We start from the raw sequence: 16,424 nt of genomic DNA, 5'->3' as shown, positions 1-16,424 counted from the left end.
CTTACCTCCCCTTTTCCGAGACCTTCGTGCCGTCCGCGAGATCGTCCGGGAAGGGCGTGATCACCCGGCCGGACTCGTTCAGGCCTTCGAGGATCTGCGTGTTGCCCGTGCCGCGGATCCCCACCTTCACGTCACGGCGCCTCGCCACGCCGTCCTCCGCCACGAAGAGGCTGGCGCCGCGAAGGGCATTGGTGGGCACGAGGAGAGCCTCGGACGCGACACGGGCGATCACATTCACCTCTACGGTCATGCCGATCCGCAGCGGCGTGTTATCCGGCAGGGCCAGGTGGATCCGGTAGGTCTTGGCCACCGGATCGCCCTTCGGGGTGATCGAGTCGACCTTCGCCTCCAGCGCCTGATCCGGAAAGGCATCGGCCTTGAGGACGGCGCGCTGCCCGACCGTGACGCGGGGGATGTCCTCCTCGTTCACCTCGGCCTCGATCTGCAGGGGCTTGGGCTCGCCCACCCAGAACAGAACCGTTCCGGGCTCGGCCACCTCCCCGACCTCCCCGTCCTGGCGCAGCACGACGCCGCTCACCGGCGCTCGCAGGACATAGGATTCGAGCCGCGTCTCCTGGCCGGCGATGAGGGCCTGGATCTGGCCGAGCTCGCTGCGGGCCCGGTCCAGAGCCTGCTCGCTCGCCACCCGCCGTTCCACGAGGGCGGCGATCCGCTCGTAATCGGACGCGTTCAGCTTCTGGCGCGCACGCAATTCGGCCAGGGTCGCCTCCGGCTGCCGGCTGTCGAGGCGGGCCAGCACGGCCCCCTTCTCCACTGCCTCGCCCTCGCAATTGCACAGCTCGATGATCCGCTCCCGCAGCAGGGGCGTCACCTTGGCCCAGGTGCGGGGCTCGACGATGCCCGTGGCATAGACGATCTCGGCGGCCTCGCCGCGCCGAGGCGACACGAGAGCCACCTCCTGCGGCCGGCTGAAGCGCCAAATGGCCGCTCCCGCCGCGAGCAGCAGCGCCAGGACAATGATGAGGCGGGACAGCTTCACGGAACGGCTCCAAGAACACCGATCCCTTATCATAAGCGAAGCGTGGCGGCGACTGACGACCTTTCCGGAGGTCCCTTGTCGTGACCGAGGGCGGTGCCCGACGGTCCTTTTGCAGGACTCTTGCTTTTTTTGACTTGAATCGCTATAAGTTCGACGTCAGCTCTGGTTGCAGCGTCAAGCTGCTGGTCAAGAGTGGGCCCCGCCGGGTCCGCTCTTTTTTATTGCCTGAATGCCGGAGCGTGCGGAGAGCCATGACAAACGAACGCGACAAGCGGCTGATTACCGAGAACGGCGTGGCAGCCCGAGTGGCGACCATCGTCGAGCCTGTGATCGAGGATCTGGGCTTCAACCTCGTGCGGGTGCGGGTCACCGGCGCGAATGGATGCACGGTGCAGATCATGGCCGAGAGGCCGGACGGCACCATGTCGGTGAGCGATTGCGAGACCGTGAGCCGGGCGATTTCGCCGGTGCTCGACCTCGAGGATCCCATCGACACGGCCTACCACCTCGAGATCTCCTCGCCGGGGATCGACCGGCCGCTCGTGCGTGAGAGCGATTTCAAGCGCTGGACCGGCTACGATGCCAAGATCGAGATGGCCGTGCCGCTCGAAGGCCGCAAGCGGTTCCGGGGTTTTCTCCGGGGCGTCGAGAACGGAAAGCTCGTTGTCGAGTTGCCGGACGTGAAGGAGGGTCTCGACCCCATCGCGCGCCTGCCCCTGACGGATCTAGGCGAGGCTCACCTCGTTCTGACCGATGACCTGATCCGTGAATCGCTGCGCCGGGGAACGGCGCCGACCACGGACGACCTTGATGAAGACACGGATGTGGTGGATGCGCCCGATGAGCCGCAGGACCCGTCCGATCAGAAGAAACCAAACTAAGGAGCGACCTCGATGGCTATCAGTGCCAACAGGCTTGAACTCTTGCAGATCGCCGATGCGGTCGCCCGCGAGAAGGTGATCGACAAGCAGATCGTTCTCGACGCCATGGCGGATGCCATCGCCAAGGCGGCCCGGTCGCGCTACGGCGCCGAGACCGACATTCATGCCGAGATCAACTCGAAGACCGGCGAGCTGCGCCTGTCCCGGCACCTCCTCGTGGTCGAGGACGGCGCGGTGGAGAACGATTCCCGCGAGATTACGCTGGCCGAGGCCCGCACCCGCCACAACCCGGCCGCTCAGGTGGGCGACGTAATCGCCGACACTCTGCCGCCCTTCGATTTCGGCCGCATCGCGGCGCAATCGGCCAAGCAGGTGATCGTCCAGAAGGTGCGCGACGCCGAGCGCGACCGCCAGTACCAGGAATACAAGGACCGCATCGGCGAGATCGTCAACGGCGCGGTCAAGCGCGTCGAGTACGGCAACGTGATCGTCGATCTTGGCCGTGGCGAGGCGATCATCCGCCGCGACGAGCTCATTCCCCGCGAGACCTTCCGCCCGGGCGACCGCATCCGCGCCTATCTCTTCGACGTGCGCCGCGAGGCCCGTGGGCCGCAGATCTTCCTGTCGCGCACCCATCCGCAGTTCATGGCCAAGCTCTTCGCGTCCGAAGTGCCGGAGATCTATGACGGCATCGTCACGGTTCAGGCCGTGGCCCGCGATCCCGGCTCCCGCGCCAAGATCGCCGTGATCTCGCGCGACTCCTCCATCGATCCGGTCGGCGCCTGCGTGGGTATGCGCGGCTCCCGCGTCCAGGCGGTGGTCGGCGAGCTTCAGGGCGAGAAGATCGACATCATCCCGTGGTCGCCCGACCAAGCGACCTTCATCGTCAACGCGCTCCAGCCTGCCGAAGTGGTCAAGGTGGTGCTCGACGAGGAGGCCGACCGCATCGAGGTGGTGGTGCCCGACGACCAGCTCTCGCTCGCCATCGGCCGCCGCGGCCAGAACGTGCGTCTGGCCTCGCAGCTCACCGGCTGGGACATCGACATCCTCACCGAGGCCGAGGAATCCGAGCGCCGTCAGAAGGAATTCGCCGAGCGCACCGAGCTGTTCATGAACGCGCTCGACGTGGACGAAGTCGTAGGCCAGCTCCTGGCCTCCGAAGGCTTCCGCTCCGTCGAGGAAATCGCCTATGTGGATGCCGGCGAAGTCGCCGCCATCGAGGGCTTCGACGAGGACACGGCCGCCGAGATCCAGAGCCGCGCGCAGGACTACCTCGCCCGCATCGAGGCCGAGAACGACGCCCGCCGCCAGGAATTGGGCGTCTCCGACGACCTGAAGGAGATCGACGGCGTCACGACCGCCATGATGGTGGCTCTGGGCGAGAACGACATCAAGAATGTCGAGGACCTGGCCGGCTGCGCCACCGACGATCTCGTCGGCTGGACGGAAGGCCGCGGTCCCGAGGCCACCCGTTACAAGGGTGCGCTCGACGGCTTCGACGTGTCCCGTGCGGACGCCGAGAACATGATCATGGCCGCCCGCGTGAAGGCGGGCTGGATCGAGCAGCCGGAAGAGATTGTTGAGACCGAGGGATCGGCCGAAGAGGCCGAGACCGAGGCTCAGCCGTCTTAAATCCGGTTATGGCAAAGCGAGGTCAGCACCCGTGCCGCGGCATGAACCGGAGCGCACCTGCATCGTCACCCGCGAGGCGAACAGCCCCGCGGGACTGATCCGCTTTGTCCTCGGGCCCGACCAGCAGGTCGTGCCCGATCTTAGGAACAAGCTGCCGGGCCGGGGGGCCTGGGTCACGGCTCGCTACGACATGGTGGAAGAGGCGGCCAAACGTCGCCTCTTCTCCCGCGCATTCAAGACCGACGCGAGGGTGCCGGAGACCCTGGCGCAGGATATCGAACGTCTTCTCCGGGACGACCTTCGCCAGGGCCTGTCGCTCGCCAACAAGGCCGGATCGGTGATCACCGGCTTCCACAAAGTCGAGTCGGCGATCACGGATAAGCCCATCGTTGCCCTTATTCATGCCGCAGAGGCGGCCGAAGATGGGCGAAGAAAATTGGCGAACCAGTTGCGAAAACGCCTCGGCGAGGCAATATCTAGCTTTCCGGTCATCCAAGAATTGTCGAATGACGAATTGGATTTGGCATTAGGCCGGTCACATGTGATACATGCTGCCCTCGTCGCGGGCGCTGGGAGCGACGGCTTTCTGAACCGCTGGCAACGTTACCGCGTCTTTCGCGGCATCGGCGCCGATCAAACTGGCCTCGGCGACGAGACCGGCGAACCCACGATTATGAAACCCGCAGGAACTGAGGCGGAATGACTGATACGAAAAACCAGGGCGACAAGACTCTTCACGTGTCGTCCAAGACGCTGTCTCTGAAGCGACCCGTCGAGCAAGGCACGGTGCGCCAAAGCTTCTCCCATGGCCGTTCCAAGTCGGTCGTGGTGGAGACGGTCAAGCGTCGCCCTGCCGTTGGCCCTGCCGGGGCCAAGGAAGACAGCAGGCCCGCGCCACAACAGGCAGCGGCCCCCGCGGCTGCGCCCAAGCCTGCGGCTCCAACGCCGAAGCCGGCTGCGCCCGCCCAGGGTGGCCGCCCGCAGCGGTCCGCTCCGAACACCCCCCGGTCTGGCGGCATGGTGCTGCAGACGCTCTCCGAGCAGGAGCGCGATGCGCGCATGAACGCGCTCGTCGACGCGCGCCGCCGCGACGAGGAAGACCGCAAGAGACAGGCCGAAGAGGCAGCCCGCCGCGCCGAGCGCGAGGCCGCCGAGGCCCAGGAGCGCGAAGCCGCCGAAGCCCGCAAGCGCGAGGAGGACGAGCGCCGCCGTCAGGACGAGGAGCGCAAGCGCCGCGCCGAGGACGAAGCCCGCCGCCGTCTCGGCGAGGAGGCTCCGCGTTCCGCTCAGGGCGCCGCTCCCGCAGCCCGCACCGGTGCTCCGCGCCAGGAAGGTGGCCGCTTCGAGGGTCCGCGCCCGGATCGTCCCCGCACGGATGGGCCGCGTCCCGCCGGCGCTCGTTCCGACGGTCCGCGCCCCAGCGGCCCGCGTTCTGATGGTCCCCGTCCGGGTGGTTTCAGCCGTCCCGGCGTCGGCACCACGGGTGGCCGTCCGCCGAGCCTCAACCATATGGCCCGCCCTGCCGCCCCGGTCGTACCCGATCCGGAAACGGCGAAGCCCCATGCCCGCACGGCTCCTCCCATGGCCGCCCGCGCTGCCCTGGTGGATGACGAGGAGGGTGCACGCACCATCCGTCGTCCCGGCGTTGCCGCGAAGCCCGCAGCCCTGCCGAAGACTCCCAAGGCTGCTCCCGGCGAGGAGAAGCGCCGTGGACGTCTGACGCTCGCCAACGCGACCTCGGGCGAAGAGGAGCGCACCCGCTCGCTCGCCGCCTTCCGGCGCCGCAATCAGCGGCTTATGGGCCACCGCCAGGTGGAACAGAAGGAAAAGATCGCCCGCGAGGTGACGATTCCGGAGACGATCACCATCCAGGAGCTCGCCAACCGCATGTCGGAGCGCGCCGTGGACGTGATCAAGTTCCTGATGAAGCAGGGACAGATGCACAAGATCACCGACGTGATCGATGCCGATACCGCGCAGCTCGTGGCGGAAGAACTCGGCCACACGGTGAAGCGCGTTGCGGAGTCGGACGTCGAGGAAGGCCTGTTCGACACCCCGGACGTGGACGAGAACCTCGTCACCCGTCCGCCGGTCGTGACCATCATGGGCCACGTCGACCACGGCAAGACCTCGCTGCTCGACGCGATCCGCAAGACCAACGTGGTGTCCGGCGAAGCCGGCGGCATCACGCAGCATATCGGCGCCTATCAGGTGACCTCGCCGCTCGGCGGCAAGATCACCTTCATCGACACGCCGGGTCACGCGGCCTTCACGGCCATGCGCGCCCGCGGCGCCAAGGTGACGGACATCGTGGTGCTGGTGGTGGCGGCCGATGACGGCGTCATGCCGCAGACCGTCGAGGCGATCAATCACGCGCAGGCGGCCGGCGTGCCCCTGATCGTGGCGATCAACAAGATCGACAAGCCCGACGCGAACCCGCAGCGGGTGCGAACCGAGCTGCTGCAGCACTCCATCGTGGTCGAGTCCATGGGCGGCGAGACCCTCGAGTTCGAGGTCTCGGCCAAGACAGGCGACGGTCTCGAGACCCTTCTCGAAGGTCTCCAGCTGCAGGCGGAAATTCTCGAGCTCAAGGCCAATGCCGAGCGCTCGGCGGAAGGAACCGTCATCGAGGCCAAGCTCGATCGCGGACGGGGGCCCGTGGCCACCGTGCTCGTGCAGCGCGGAACGCTGCGCACCGGCGACATCGTCGTGGCCGGCGCCGAGTGGGGTCGCGTGCGTGCCCTGATCAACGATCTCGGTGCCAACGTGAAGGAGGCAGGTCCCTCCGTCCCGGTCGAGGTTCTGGGCTTCAACGGCACGCCCGAGGCCGGCGACCGCGTGGCGGTGGTCGAGTCGGAGGCCCGCGCCCGCGAGGTCACCGAATACCGCACCCGCCAGAAGCGCGAGCGTCAGGCGGCCCGCATGGGTTCGGCCGGGCGCACGCTCGCCGACATGATGCACGACCTCAAGGCCGGAGCGGGCCGCAAGGAATTCCCGCTCGTGGTTCGCGCGGACGTGCAGGGCTCGGCGGAAGCGATCGTCGGTGCTCTTGAGAAGGTCGGCAACGAGGAAGTGGCCGCCCGTATCGTCCAGGCCGGCGTCGGCGGCATCTCGGAATCGGACGTCACCCTGGCGGAAGCCTCGGGCGCCATCATCCTGGCCTTCAATGTGCGTGCCCACAAGGAAGCGCGCGAGGCGGCCGAGCGTGCCGGCATCGAGATCCGCTACTACAACATCATCTACGACCTCGTGGATGACGTGAAGGCGGCGATGTCCGGACTGCTGGCTCCGACGCTCCGCGAGGAGCGGCTCGGCGAGGCGCAGATCCTCGAGGTGTTCAACGTGTCGAAGGTCGGCAAGATCGCCGGCTGCCGCGTCCTCGACGGCGTGGTCCAGCGCGGCGCCCATGTCCGCCTGATCCGCGACAACGTTGTGATCCACGAGGGCAAGCTCTCGCAGCTCAAGCGCTTCAAGGACGATGCCCGCGAGGTCACCTCGGGTCAGGAATGCGGTATGTCCTTCGAGAACTACCAGGACATGCGCGTCGGCGACCTCATCGAGTGCTACCGCGTGGAAGAGGTGAAGCGGTCGCTGTAAGCAGCCTCCGTCTTCGCCCCACCGCAATCTCTCTTCAATGTCATGGCCGGGTCGCTCCCGGCCATGACCCCTTTTGAACGATCCGGTCCAACCCCGGAGATATAACAATGGCCAAACGTTTCGAACAAACCACTGGACCCTCCCAGCGCCAGCAGCGCGTGGCCGAGCTTGTCCGCCATGCACTCGCAGAAGTTCTCTCCCGCGGCGACCTGCAGGACGATGTGCTGACGAGGAACGTTATCACGATTCCGGAAGTGCGCATGTCGCCGGATCTCAAGCTCGCTACCGCCTACATCATGCCGCTCGGCGGCAAGGATGAGGACGCGGTGCTGAAAGCTCTGGAGAAGAACAAGAAGCTGCTGCGCCAGGAGGTCGCCCGCCGGGTGAACCTGAAATTCGCCCCCGACCTGCGCTTCCGCCGCGACGAGAGCTTCGACGAGGCCGCCCGCATCGACGCGCTCCTGCGCACCGAGCGTGTGGCCCGCGACACGGGCCGATCCGGCCCCGACCTTTCCGACGACGACAACGAGCAAGAGTGATGAGCGAGGAACGCCCGCAGCGGAGGCCCCATGGGGACCGACCGAAGAAGCGCGACGTCAACGGATGGATCATTCTCGACAAGGGCGTCGGCATGACCTCGACCCATGCGGTGGCGGTGGTCAAGCGCGGCCTCTCGGCCAAGAAGGCCGGACACGCCGGCACCCTCGATCCGCTCGCCTCCGGCATCCTGCCGATTGCGCTCGGCGAAGCCACCAAGACCGTGCCCTTCGTCATGGACGGTCGCAAATCCTACGTGTTCACCGTCGCCTGGGGGGCGGAGACCACCACGGACGATACTGAGGGCGAGGTTGTCGAGCGCACGGACAGGCTGCCCGATCCGTCGGACATCGAAGACTTCCTTCCGCGCTTCACCGGGTCGATCCAGCAGGTGCCGCCGCGCTTTTCCGCCATCAAGATCGCCGGCGAGCGCGCTTATGACCTAGCGCGTGACGGGGAGGTGGTGGAGCTGCAGCCGCGCACCGTTGAGATCGACCGCCTTGCCCTCGTGCATCATGACGGCAACCGCTCGATCATCGAGGCCGATTGCGGCAAGGGCACCTATGTCCGGGCCATCGCCCGCGATCTCGGCCGGGCGCTCGGCTGTCTCGGCCATATCGCGGCGCTCCGGCGGACCCGCGTCGGCCCGTTCACGGAGCACGACGCCGTCACGGTCGACGACGTCGCCACCGATCCGGCGGCCCTGCGCCCGGTGGAGGCGGCGCTCAGCGAAATCCCATCCATCGCGGTGAGCCGCGACATGGCCGGGCGCCTCATGCGCGGCCAGTCGATCATCCTGCGCGGCCGCGAGGCGCCGCTCTCGGGGAAGGTGTACGCCACCTGCAACGGCGTGCTCATCGCCGTAGGCGACGTGGAGCGCGGCGAATTGGTGCCGCACCGGGTGTTCAATCTAGGGGCTTAGCATACCCTCACCTATCATCCCCGGAACAAGTCCGGGGATCCACGTCTTTAGCCTTCCAAAACGTGGATGGCCGGGACAAGCCCGGCCATGACGTCAGAGGAATGCAAACCTTACCGGTCGGCCTTCAGCCCCTGCGCCGAGCGCATCAGGAACTTCTGGGTGATCGGCACGATCATGTCGTAGACCGCCTGAGCGGTCTTTTCCTCTTCGCGCAGGCTCTCCTGGAGGGCCGGGATGAACTTCTGGTTCCCGGACGCCTCGGCCATGGCGATCAGCGACTTGTAGGATGCGATCTCGAAATTCTCGAAGGCATGGTTGGCGAAGGTGTTCTTGAGAACCTCATCGGCCATCGGCATATGACCGGCCGCCGCCAGGTTGGCCATGAACTGGGTGGCCATGTCCTTCAAGATCGAGCGGTCCGCCCCGAAGCTGTGCAGAGCCTCGTCGAGGCGGCGGATCTGGCCTTCCGTTTCGACGATGTGCCGGCGCAGGAGGTCGGACATCTCCGGATAGTTTTCGAACCGCTCGACCTGCCGCTCCATGAGCTGAATGGCCTGCTTCTCGAGGGCGTGGGCGTTTTCCAGCCCGGTGATGAAGATGTTCCGGATGTCTTCCGAGGACGTCAAATCGGCCATGCCTGTGGTGGCAGTCATGATATCGGTTTCCTGTGTTGGGGGTGTCTCGTTCACCAACCGTGACCTGAAAGACTTGTTCCGCCAGGGAATGGCCCAAATCGGCGCATCTTATTGCCCCGCTTGAGAAAAACGATTTTTCTGGCACTCGGGCGCATTTCGTGTATGGTGCGCCATCTTTTGGCAGGCTTTTAGCCCTGAAAGACGCGTCCGAGTTCGGACCGCGCTGGACGACATCCCGGCCCGGCCCTTCCGGATGCCCCGGACCGAAGCCCTGAAGGCCAAGGTCTCCTTATAAAACCAACCTGAAAGGACACACGATGTCGATTACGGCTGAGCGCAAGAACGCGCTTGTAAAGGAATTCGCCCAGAAGGCTGGCGATACCGGCTCCCCCGAGGTGCAGGTTGCCATTCTGACCGAGCGGATCAACAACCTGACCGGTCACTTCAAGAGCCACAACAAGGACAACCACTCCCGTCGTGGCCTCCTGAAGATGGTGTCGTCGCGCCGTTCGCTTCTCGACTACCTGAAGAAGAAGGACGAGAGCCGCTACCGCACGCTGATCGAGAAGCTCGGCATCCGCCGCTAAGCTTTTCAAACGACTTCCGTCCGGAGCCCGGCTCCGGACGGTTTCTACACCGGTCGACGATCAAGTCCCGGTGTCCTCTGAGGAGACGGCCGACGCGATGACCATGGCAGGATCGCAAGGAGCTTATGAGGTGGGCTTGCCCGCCGGCACGAGCTTCTTGCCGTCTTGCTCATGGCATCGAGCCCCCGCTCCTGCTGTCATGAAAGACGAAAAAGCATGTTCGATATTCAACGCGAAGAACTGATCTGGGCCGGCCGCAAGCTCGTGCTCGAAACGGGCAAGATGGCCCGCCAGGCCGACGGCGCCGTCGTCGCCACCTACGGTGAGACCACCGTTCTTGCCACCGTCGTGTCGGCCAAGGAGCCGAAGCCCGGTTTCGATTTCTTCCCGCTCACGGTGAACTACCAGGAGCGCACCTACGCCGCCGGCCGCATCCCGGGCGGCTATTTCAAGCGTGAAGGCCGTCCAACCGAGAAGGAGACCCTCGTCTCCCGCCTCATCGACCGCCCGATCCGCCCCCTCTTCGTCGAGGGCTACAAGAACGACACCCAGGTTGTCGTGACCGTGCTCTCGCACGATCTCGAGAACGATCCTGACATCGTCGGCATGGTTGCCGCTTCGGCTGCCCTCACCCTCTCGGGCGTGCCCTTCATGGGTCCCGTGGGCGCCGCCCGCGTCGGCTACATCGGCGGTCAGTACAAGCTGAACCCGCCGCTGCAGGAGATGGACCAGACCTCCCTCGACCTCGTGGTCGCCGGCACGGCCGACGCCGTTCTGATGGTCGAGTCCGAGGCCAAGGAACTGGCGGAAGACGTGATGCTCGGCGCCGTGATGTTCGGCCACAAGCACTTCCAGCCGGTGATCGAGGCGATCATCCGCCTTGCCGAGAAGGCCGCCAAGGAGCCGCGCGACTACCAGCCGGCCGACGTGTCCGAGGTGGAGAAGGCCGTTCTCGCCATCGCCGAGACAGACCTGCGCGAAGCCTACAAGATCACCAAGAAGCAGGACCGCTACGCCGCCGTCGACGCCGTGAAGGCGAAGGTGATGGCCGAGCTTCTTCCCGCCGACGGCGAGCCGAAGTTCGACCCCGAGAAGGTCAAGGCGGTCTTCAAGGAAGCCCAGGCCAAGGTCGTGCGCTGGAACATCCTCGACACCGGCTCGCGCATCGACGGCCGCGACCTCAAGACGGTCCGTCCGATCCAGTCGGAAGTGGGCGTCCTGCCGCGCACTCACGGCTCGGCCGTGTTCACCCGCGGTGAGACCCAGGCGCTGGTCGTGACCACGCTCGGCACCGGCGAGGACGAGCAGTTCATCGACGAGCTGGAGGGCACCCGCAAGGAAACCTTCCTGCTGCACTACAACTTCCCGCCCTATTCCGTCGGTGAGACGGGCCGCATGGGATCGCCCGGCCGCCGCGAAATCGGCCACGGCAAGCTCGCCTGGCGCGCCATCCACCCGATGCTGCCGGCCTCTCACGAGTTCCCTTACACGATCCGCGTCGTCAGCGAGATCACCGAGTCCAACGGCTCCTCGTCCATGGCCTCCGTCTGCGGCGCCTCGCTCGCCCTGATGGATGCGGGCGTGCCGCTGCGCCGTCCGGTGGCGGGCATCGCCATGGGCCTCATCCTCGAGGGTGAGCGCTTCGCGGTTCTGTCCGACATCCTCGGCGACGAGGATCACCTCGGCGACATGGACTTCAAGGTGGCCGGAACGGAGCAGGGCATCACCTCGCTCCAGATGGACATCAAGATCGCCGGCATCACGGAAGAGATCATGCGCGTGGCGCTGGACCAGGCTCAGGCCGGCCGCACGCACATCCTCGCCGAGATGAACAAGGCGCTGACCGCGCCGCGCGCCGAGCTCGGCGAGCATGCCCCGCGCATCGAGACCATGCAGATCCCGGTCGACAAGATCCGCGAAGTCATCGGTTCGGGCGGCAAGGTCATCCGCGAGATCGTGGAGAAGACCGGCGCGAAGATCGACATCAACGACGACGGCCTCATCAAGATCGCGTCGGCCGACGGCAAGTCGATCAAGGCGGCCTACAACTGGATCCGCTCCATCGTGGCCGAGCCCGAGATCAACACGATCTACGAGGGCACGGTTGTGAAGGTGATGGAGTTCGGCGCCTTCGTGAACTTCTTCGGTTCGCGCGACGGCCTCGTGCACATCTCGGAGCTCGCCAAGAACCGCGTCGGCAAGGTCACCGACGTGGTCAAGGAAGGCGACAAGGTGAAGGTGAAGTTCCTCGGCATGGACGAGCGCGGCAAGGTCCGTCTCTCCATGAAGGTGGTCAACCAGGAGACCGGTGAGGACATCACAGAGCAGCTCAAGGCCGAACGCGATGCGGAACGCGCCCAGCGCGACCAGCAGAAGCAGGCCGGCGAGTAACTGGCGTTAAGCCTGACGGAAGAACAGAAGGCGCGGCTCCGGCCGCGCCTTTTTATTGTCTCAAAGACTGGCACAAACCTGAGCCCTCATCCTGAGGAGGTCACTTCAGTGACCGTCTCGAAGGGTCAGGGCGTCTCCAGCGCATTCTGGAGCCTCCTTCGAGACGCCTGCTCCGCAGGCTCCTCAGGATGAGGCTGAGTGTATGACCAGCATCACAGGAGAGTTTCACTTCAACGGCAGGTAGATATCCGTCCGCAGCTCGGTCGGCGGCGTGTCGCGCGGGCTGTTGAGATACTCCTCGAAGACCGGCGCGTCGGCGACGTCGCGTCCCGACGCGGGAAGCCACTGACCATAGAGCCAGTCATAAGCCGCGCGCATGTCGCCGTAGGGTCCCTTGTATTTCAGCACGGCATAATCGCCGCCTCGGATCCGGGTCGTGAAAAGCGGCCCGTCGACGGAGACAGGTTCATTCACGGCGACAGCGGCGTGCGATCTCAACTCGGCTTCCGGAACGCTCGTCGGATCGTCGAGATAGACACCCACCATTGTGAGATCCGGCCGGATCAGGCCGCGCTGCGCCAGCGTCGTGAAGAGCAGATCATAGCTCTTGCCAATGGCCATGTAGGAGCCGCGATGCTCCACGGCGATCAGGTTTTTCGGGGAAACATGCGTGATGCCGACATCGTACATGGCGTGAACCTCTTGGTGGCTAGGGGCTTTGAAGACGGAATGGCTGCCGACCTCGCGATAGGTGGCAGGCGGCAGGCCGAAGGCGGCGCTGAAGGCGCGGGTGAACGAGGCCTGGCTGTCGTAGCCCGCCCGTTCCGCCACTTTCGGGACCGGCATGTTGGTATGGGCCAAGTGGGCAGCGGCCCGTTGCAATCTCAAGCGCCGGACGGTCGCCGCGACGGTCTCGCCGAAATGGGCGTGGTAGATGCGATGCCAGTGATAGGGCGACAGGCACGCGATCCCGGCCAGCACATCGAGGCTGAGCTCCTCGTCCAAGTGATCGTGGATGTAGGAGGAAACGCGGGTGAGGCGGCTGGCGTAACTCTCTGCGGTGGCTTGTTCCATTGAGGCATCCGTTCTGAAGGCTGTTGATCCAACCTTAAGCGTGATGCCTTTGACAAATCCTGCGATTCTTCTACAGCCGCGCCAAGCTTCCTGCCTCCGGGATGATCCAGCTGCCCAACGGCGCCGCCCGGCCGCGGATCGAGACGATCTGGCGGTTGCGGTCTGAGAGGTCGAGGCCAGCGCGGGTGGCGAGATCCTCGGAGATCACCAGTTCCACATCGAGTTCCTTGGCGAGCCCCTCCAGGCGGCTTGCCGCATTGATGGTGTCGCCCACCGCCGTGAGGCTGGTAGCCTGGCCGTAGCCCATCTGGCCGACGATGGCCGGTCCCGCATGGAGGCTCATGGCGATGCGCAGGGGATGCTCGAACTCGCTGGCGTAATCCTCGTTGAGGCGGGTAAGCCCCGCCTTGATCCGCAAAGCGGCATCGAGCGCTTGGCGGGCCGCCTCCTGCGGGCTCGTGCTCAGGCCGAACAGGGCCAGGACCCCGTCGCCGATGAACTTGTCGATGTAGCCGCCCGCATCCTCCACCGCCTCGCCCACCGCCTCGAAATAGCGGTTGAGAATGAAGACCGTGTCGAAGGGCAGGCGCTTTTCGGTGAGGCCCGTGAAGCCGCGCAGGTCGCAGAACAGCACCGCCACCTCCCGCTCCTGCCCCTGGGCCCGGCCGCCGCGCACCAGGGCGGTTACGCCGTTGCGGCCCGTCGATAGGATCGGCACGACGGCGATCTCGCCCACCGGCCTGAACTGGCAGGCGAGCCTCACATTGGGGCCGGCCTTGATACGCGCCAGCGTACCCCGCTCCTGGGCCGTCGGCGCCGGCTGGTGCTCCAGGCCGTCAATCACCCGCACCCGGCAGGTGGAGCAGCGGCCGCGGCCGCCGCAGACGGAGATGTGCGGGATGCCGGCCGTGCGGCTCGCCTCCAGCACGCTGAACCCGGCCGGCACGGTCACCACCTGATCGTTGGGATAGCGGATGCGGACCCGGCGCGACCAGAGATTGGCGCTGCGCAAGATGCGGCCGGCAATCGTCAGGGCCAGAAGACCACCGAAGAAGGCATAGAGAGCTGGACCGATCAGAGGCAGGAGATCGGATGCGGGCGGCACGCGCAGGGCAAAAAACTCCGGCGCGTCGGCGATCTCCTGGCCGGCTTCCGCAAAGCCGAGCAAGGCCAGAAGGGGAACCAGGATGGCTCCCGTATAGAGAAGGAGCGCCCAAGCGGGAAACCAGGGCTTCGGACGCAGCCAGAAATAGACGCCGAGGCAGCCGTGCAGCCACGCGATGATAAGCGCAATCGCCTGGCGCATTCCGATTCCAGGGTTCAACAGCCAGAGGCTCCTGACCACCTCGGGATAGCCGGAATCGTGCCCCGTCAGTGCCCATTCGATGCGGGTTCCCGTCACATGACCGATCAGCAGGAAGGGCAGGCTCAGGCCCAAGGCCAGCTGCGCCGCCTCGCGGACGGGCATGCGCAGGGTGCGGCGGCGGTAGAGGGCCTGGAGCGCCAGCCCGAAGTGCAGGAGAAGGGAGCCGTAGAGGAGAATCGTGCCCACCGGGTTGCGCCACAGGCGGTTGAACCAGGCCCGGCCGGCTTCCATCGCGTCCACGGAGACAAGCCCCAGGGCATGGTTGCTGAAATGGGTGAGCAGGAATGTCGCGAGCACCAGCCCTGAGGCCAGCCGGATTTCCCGCCAGGGGATCGGGGCTCCGGGCAAGCCCGTCTCGGATGCCTGCTTTGTACGCGATAGCTTCATGGGCGAGTGAGGAATCCCGATCCTGTAGAAGGCGTATGGTCAGCTATGCAGGTGCAGCCGCACGCGCCAATGTCAAATCACAGCTGCTGGACCGAGGCGGCGAACCGTATATTCCTGAGCGCCGCACAAGCAGAACCCGAATCATGCCTCACACCATCACCAGCCTCTCCGAGCTCGAAGCCCTCTATGGCGAGGTCAGCCAAGCCTCGCTCCTGAAGGAGACGGACCGCATCGTGCCGGAATACCGCGCCCTGATCGAGGCCTCGCCCTTCGCAGCACTCGCCACGCGCGGGCCGCAGGGGCTCGACTGCTCGCCCCGGGGCGACGGGCCGGGCTTCGTGCGCATTCGGGACGACAAGACCCTGCTCCTGCCGGACCGGCGCGGCAACAACCGGATCGATTCGCTGCGCAACATCGTGCAGGACCCGAGCGTGGCCCTGCTCTTTCTGATCCCCGGCATCGGCGAGACCTTAAGGGTGAACGGCCGTGCGGTGATCTCCGTCGAGCCGGCGCTGCTGGAGAGTTTTGCCGTGGACGGCAAGGTGCCGAAATCCGTGATCGCGATCACTGTCGATACGGTGTTCTTCCAGTGCGCCCGCGCGATCCTGCGCTCGGAACTGTGGAACCCGGCCCGCCACGTGCCGCGCGAGAGCCTGCCGAGCGCCGGTCAGATCCTGGCGGCGATCACCAACAACGAGGCGGGAGGCGAGGCCTATGACAGGGCCTTGCCCGAGCGGCAGAAGACGACGCTCTACTAAAGGCGCTGCCCTATTGCGTCTTCGCCGTCGACAGGGTTTCGACGGTTTGCAGGTGGTTTTTCAACGTCGGAAGAGTTTCGTTGGCGTAGGACGCAACGGGATCGTTCTGCCGTTTGGCTTCCCTTTCGTATTCCGCCACGTCCTTCTTGTGATCCGCCACCATGTCCTTGATGAACTCACGGTCGAAGGCGGCGCCCGAGAGCTTGGAGAGTTTCTGGTAGGTCTCCTGCTGCTGCTTGTTCGGCCCCGTGGGCGGGGTCATGTTCACCGAAGTCGCAACCGACATGGCCTTCTGATTGGCGGCGGAATGGTCGGTCTCGAGCTGACGTCCGAAATTCTTGACGCCGTCGCTGTTGCCCTTCTGCTGGGCCAGCTTGCCCACGGCCACCTCTGCGAGATTGCCCTCGATGGCCTTCTTGAGGAAGGCCTCGTTCGGCTTGCTCTGCGCTAAAGCGTAGGACGGTCCTGCGAGGACCGCGGCAACGGCCAGGCTGACGATCAGTCTCTTGGACATGATGCACCTCGTGCGAAACGATGGCTTGGTTACGCATCACAGGATTTTGGGGAACGGTTGCAATGCAAGCCAGTTCCCTGCCGCCGAGGAGGCCTCTTATTCACGGGAGCCTGCGCCGGGCTCTTTACGCTGCGCCCCGGAGC

General features: G+C 65.6%; 14 protein-coding genes. 9 read left to right on the top strand and 5 right to left on the bottom strand.

The window, feature by feature from the left end; genetic code table 11:
- Position 1: 1 nt before the first annotated feature.
- A complete protein-coding gene (locus FHR70_RS20215) occupies positions 2-1,033 on the bottom strand; it encodes an efflux RND transporter periplasmic adaptor subunit (RefSeq protein ID WP_183453589.1) in 1,032 nt (343 codons plus the stop codon).
- 218 nt (positions 1,034-1,251) lie between these two features.
- Here FHR70_RS20215 and rimP point away from each other — a divergent pair, with 218 nt between their 5' ends.
- The 6 genes from rimP to truB all read left to right on the top strand — a co-directional run bounded on the left by rimP (position 1,252) and on the right by truB (position 8,569).
- Positions 1,252-1,881, top strand: a complete 630-nt coding sequence (rimP, locus tag FHR70_RS20210; protein WP_183453587.1) for a ribosome maturation factor RimP — start codon at positions 1,252-1,254, stop codon at positions 1,879-1,881.
- A 12-nt stretch (positions 1,882-1,893) separates the two neighbouring features.
- Positions 1,894-3,513, top strand: coding sequence for a transcription termination factor NusA (gene nusA / locus FHR70_RS20205; protein ID WP_183453585.1), 1,620 nt, complete (start codon positions 1,894-1,896; stop codon positions 3,511-3,513).
- A gap of 31 nt (positions 3,514-3,544) precedes the next feature.
- Positions 3,545-4,216, top strand: coding sequence for an RNA-binding protein (locus FHR70_RS20200; protein WP_183453583.1), 672 nt, complete (start codon positions 3,545-3,547; stop codon positions 4,214-4,216).
- Positions 4,213-7,110, top strand: coding sequence for a translation initiation factor IF-2 (infB, locus tag FHR70_RS20195; RefSeq protein ID WP_183453581.1), 2,898 nt, complete (start codon positions 4,213-4,215; stop codon positions 7,108-7,110). Before FHR70_RS20200 ends, infB begins: the two co-directional genes overlap by 4 nt.
- Positions 7,111-7,217: 107 nt before the next feature.
- Positions 7,218-7,649 carry a 30S ribosome-binding factor RbfA gene (rbfA, locus tag FHR70_RS20190; protein ID WP_183453579.1) on the top strand — a complete coding sequence of 144 codons (432 nt, stop codon included), beginning with the start codon at positions 7,218-7,220 and terminating at the stop codon, positions 7,647-7,649.
- Positions 7,649-8,569, top strand: a complete 921-nt coding sequence (gene truB / locus FHR70_RS20185; RefSeq protein WP_183453577.1) for a tRNA pseudouridine(55) synthase TruB — start codon at positions 7,649-7,651, stop codon at positions 8,567-8,569. The genes rbfA and truB overlap by 1 nt, the downstream gene beginning before the upstream one ends.
- A gap of 110 nt (positions 8,570-8,679) precedes the next feature.
- On the opposite strand, the gene FHR70_RS20180 is transcribed toward truB, so the two are convergent.
- A complete protein-coding gene (locus tag FHR70_RS20180; RefSeq protein ID WP_183453575.1) occupies positions 8,680-9,222 on the bottom strand; it encodes a ferritin-like domain-containing protein in 543 nt (180 codons plus the stop codon).
- A gap of 299 nt (positions 9,223-9,521) precedes the next feature.
- On the opposite strand from FHR70_RS20180, the gene rpsO reads away from it, so the two are divergent.
- The gene (rpsO, locus tag FHR70_RS20175; RefSeq protein ID WP_036349523.1) at positions 9,522-9,791 is read left to right on the top strand and encodes a 30S ribosomal protein S15; all 270 of its coding nucleotides are present in this window, start codon (positions 9,522-9,524) and stop codon (positions 9,789-9,791) included.
- 216 nt (positions 9,792-10,007) lie between these two features.
- Entirely contained in the window at positions 10,008-12,182 is a 2,175-nt protein-coding gene (gene pnp / locus FHR70_RS20170; protein ID WP_183453573.1) for a polyribonucleotide nucleotidyltransferase, read from the top strand.
- 225 nt (positions 12,183-12,407) lie between these two features.
- On the opposite strand, the gene FHR70_RS20165 is transcribed toward pnp, so the two are convergent.
- Complete coding sequence (locus tag FHR70_RS20165) at positions 12,408-13,256, bottom strand: AraC family transcriptional regulator (protein ID WP_183453571.1); 849 nt, start codon at positions 13,254-13,256, stop codon at positions 12,408-12,410.
- A 70-nt stretch (positions 13,257-13,326) separates the two neighbouring features.
- Positions 13,327-15,009: an adenylate/guanylate cyclase domain-containing protein gene (locus FHR70_RS20160; protein WP_183453569.1), complete on the bottom strand. Its 1,683-nt coding sequence runs from the start codon at positions 15,007-15,009 to the stop codon at positions 13,327-13,329.
- A gap of 143 nt (positions 15,010-15,152) precedes the next feature.
- On the opposite strand from FHR70_RS20160, the gene FHR70_RS20155 reads away from it, so the two are divergent.
- Positions 15,153-15,767, top strand: a complete 615-nt coding sequence (locus FHR70_RS20155) for a pyridoxamine 5'-phosphate oxidase family protein (RefSeq protein WP_183453567.1) — start codon at positions 15,153-15,155, stop codon at positions 15,765-15,767.
- A 10-nt stretch (positions 15,768-15,777) separates the two neighbouring features.
- Here the strand turns inward: FHR70_RS20155 and FHR70_RS20150 are convergent, their stop codons facing one another.
- The gene (locus tag FHR70_RS20150; protein WP_183453565.1) at positions 15,778-16,281 is read right to left on the bottom strand and encodes a DUF4142 domain-containing protein; all 504 of its coding nucleotides are present in this window, start codon (positions 16,279-16,281) and stop codon (positions 15,778-15,780) included.
- Positions 16,282-16,424 lie beyond the last annotated feature (143 nt).

It is taken from the genome of Microvirga lupini (assembly GCF_014191055.1).
GTDB lineage: Bacteria > Pseudomonadota > Alphaproteobacteria > Rhizobiales > Beijerinckiaceae > Microvirga > Microvirga lupini_A.
The sequence above is the reverse complement of the archived record's forward strand: the minus strand, read 5'-3'. Positions and strand labels throughout refer to the sequence as shown.

What these genes read in the sequence shown, in the direction of transcription:
- FHR70_RS20180 (WP_183453575.1), bottom strand. Translation starts at nt 9,222, where the DNA reads ATGACTGCCACCACAGGCATGGCCGATTTGACGTCCTCGGAAGACATC.
- rimP (WP_183453587.1), top strand. Translation starts at nt 1,252, where the DNA reads ATGACAAACGAACGCGACAAGCGGCTGATTACCGAGAACGGCGTGGCA.
- FHR70_RS20155 (WP_183453567.1), top strand. Translation starts at nt 15,153, where the DNA reads ATGCCTCACACCATCACCAGCCTCTCCGAGCTCGAAGCCCTCTATGGC.
- FHR70_RS20160 (WP_183453569.1), bottom strand. Translation starts at nt 15,009, where the DNA reads ATGAAGCTATCGCGTACAAAGCAGGCATCCGAGACGGGCTTGCCCGGA.
- infB (WP_183453581.1), top strand. Translation starts at nt 4,213, where the DNA reads ATGACTGATACGAAAAACCAGGGCGACAAGACTCTTCACGTGTCGTCC.
- rpsO (WP_036349523.1), top strand. Translation starts at nt 9,522, where the DNA reads ATGTCGATTACGGCTGAGCGCAAGAACGCGCTTGTAAAGGAATTCGCC.
- nusA (WP_183453585.1), top strand. Translation starts at nt 1,894, where the DNA reads ATGGCTATCAGTGCCAACAGGCTTGAACTCTTGCAGATCGCCGATGCG.
- rbfA (WP_183453579.1), top strand. Translation starts at nt 7,218, where the DNA reads ATGGCCAAACGTTTCGAACAAACCACTGGACCCTCCCAGCGCCAGCAG.
- FHR70_RS20165 (WP_183453571.1), bottom strand. Translation starts at nt 13,256, where the DNA reads ATGGAACAAGCCACCGCAGAGAGTTACGCCAGCCGCCTCACCCGCGTT.
- FHR70_RS20150 (WP_183453565.1), bottom strand. Translation starts at nt 16,281, where the DNA reads ATGTCCAAGAGACTGATCGTCAGCCTGGCCGTTGCCGCGGTCCTCGCA.
- FHR70_RS20215 (WP_183453589.1), bottom strand. Translation starts at nt 1,033, where the DNA reads ATGATAAGGGATCGGTGTTCTTGGAGCCGTTCCGTGAAGCTGTCCCGC.
- truB (WP_183453577.1), top strand. Translation starts at nt 7,649, where the DNA reads ATGAGCGAGGAACGCCCGCAGCGGAGGCCCCATGGGGACCGACCGAAG.
- pnp (WP_183453573.1), top strand. Translation starts at nt 10,008, where the DNA reads ATGTTCGATATTCAACGCGAAGAACTGATCTGGGCCGGCCGCAAGCTC.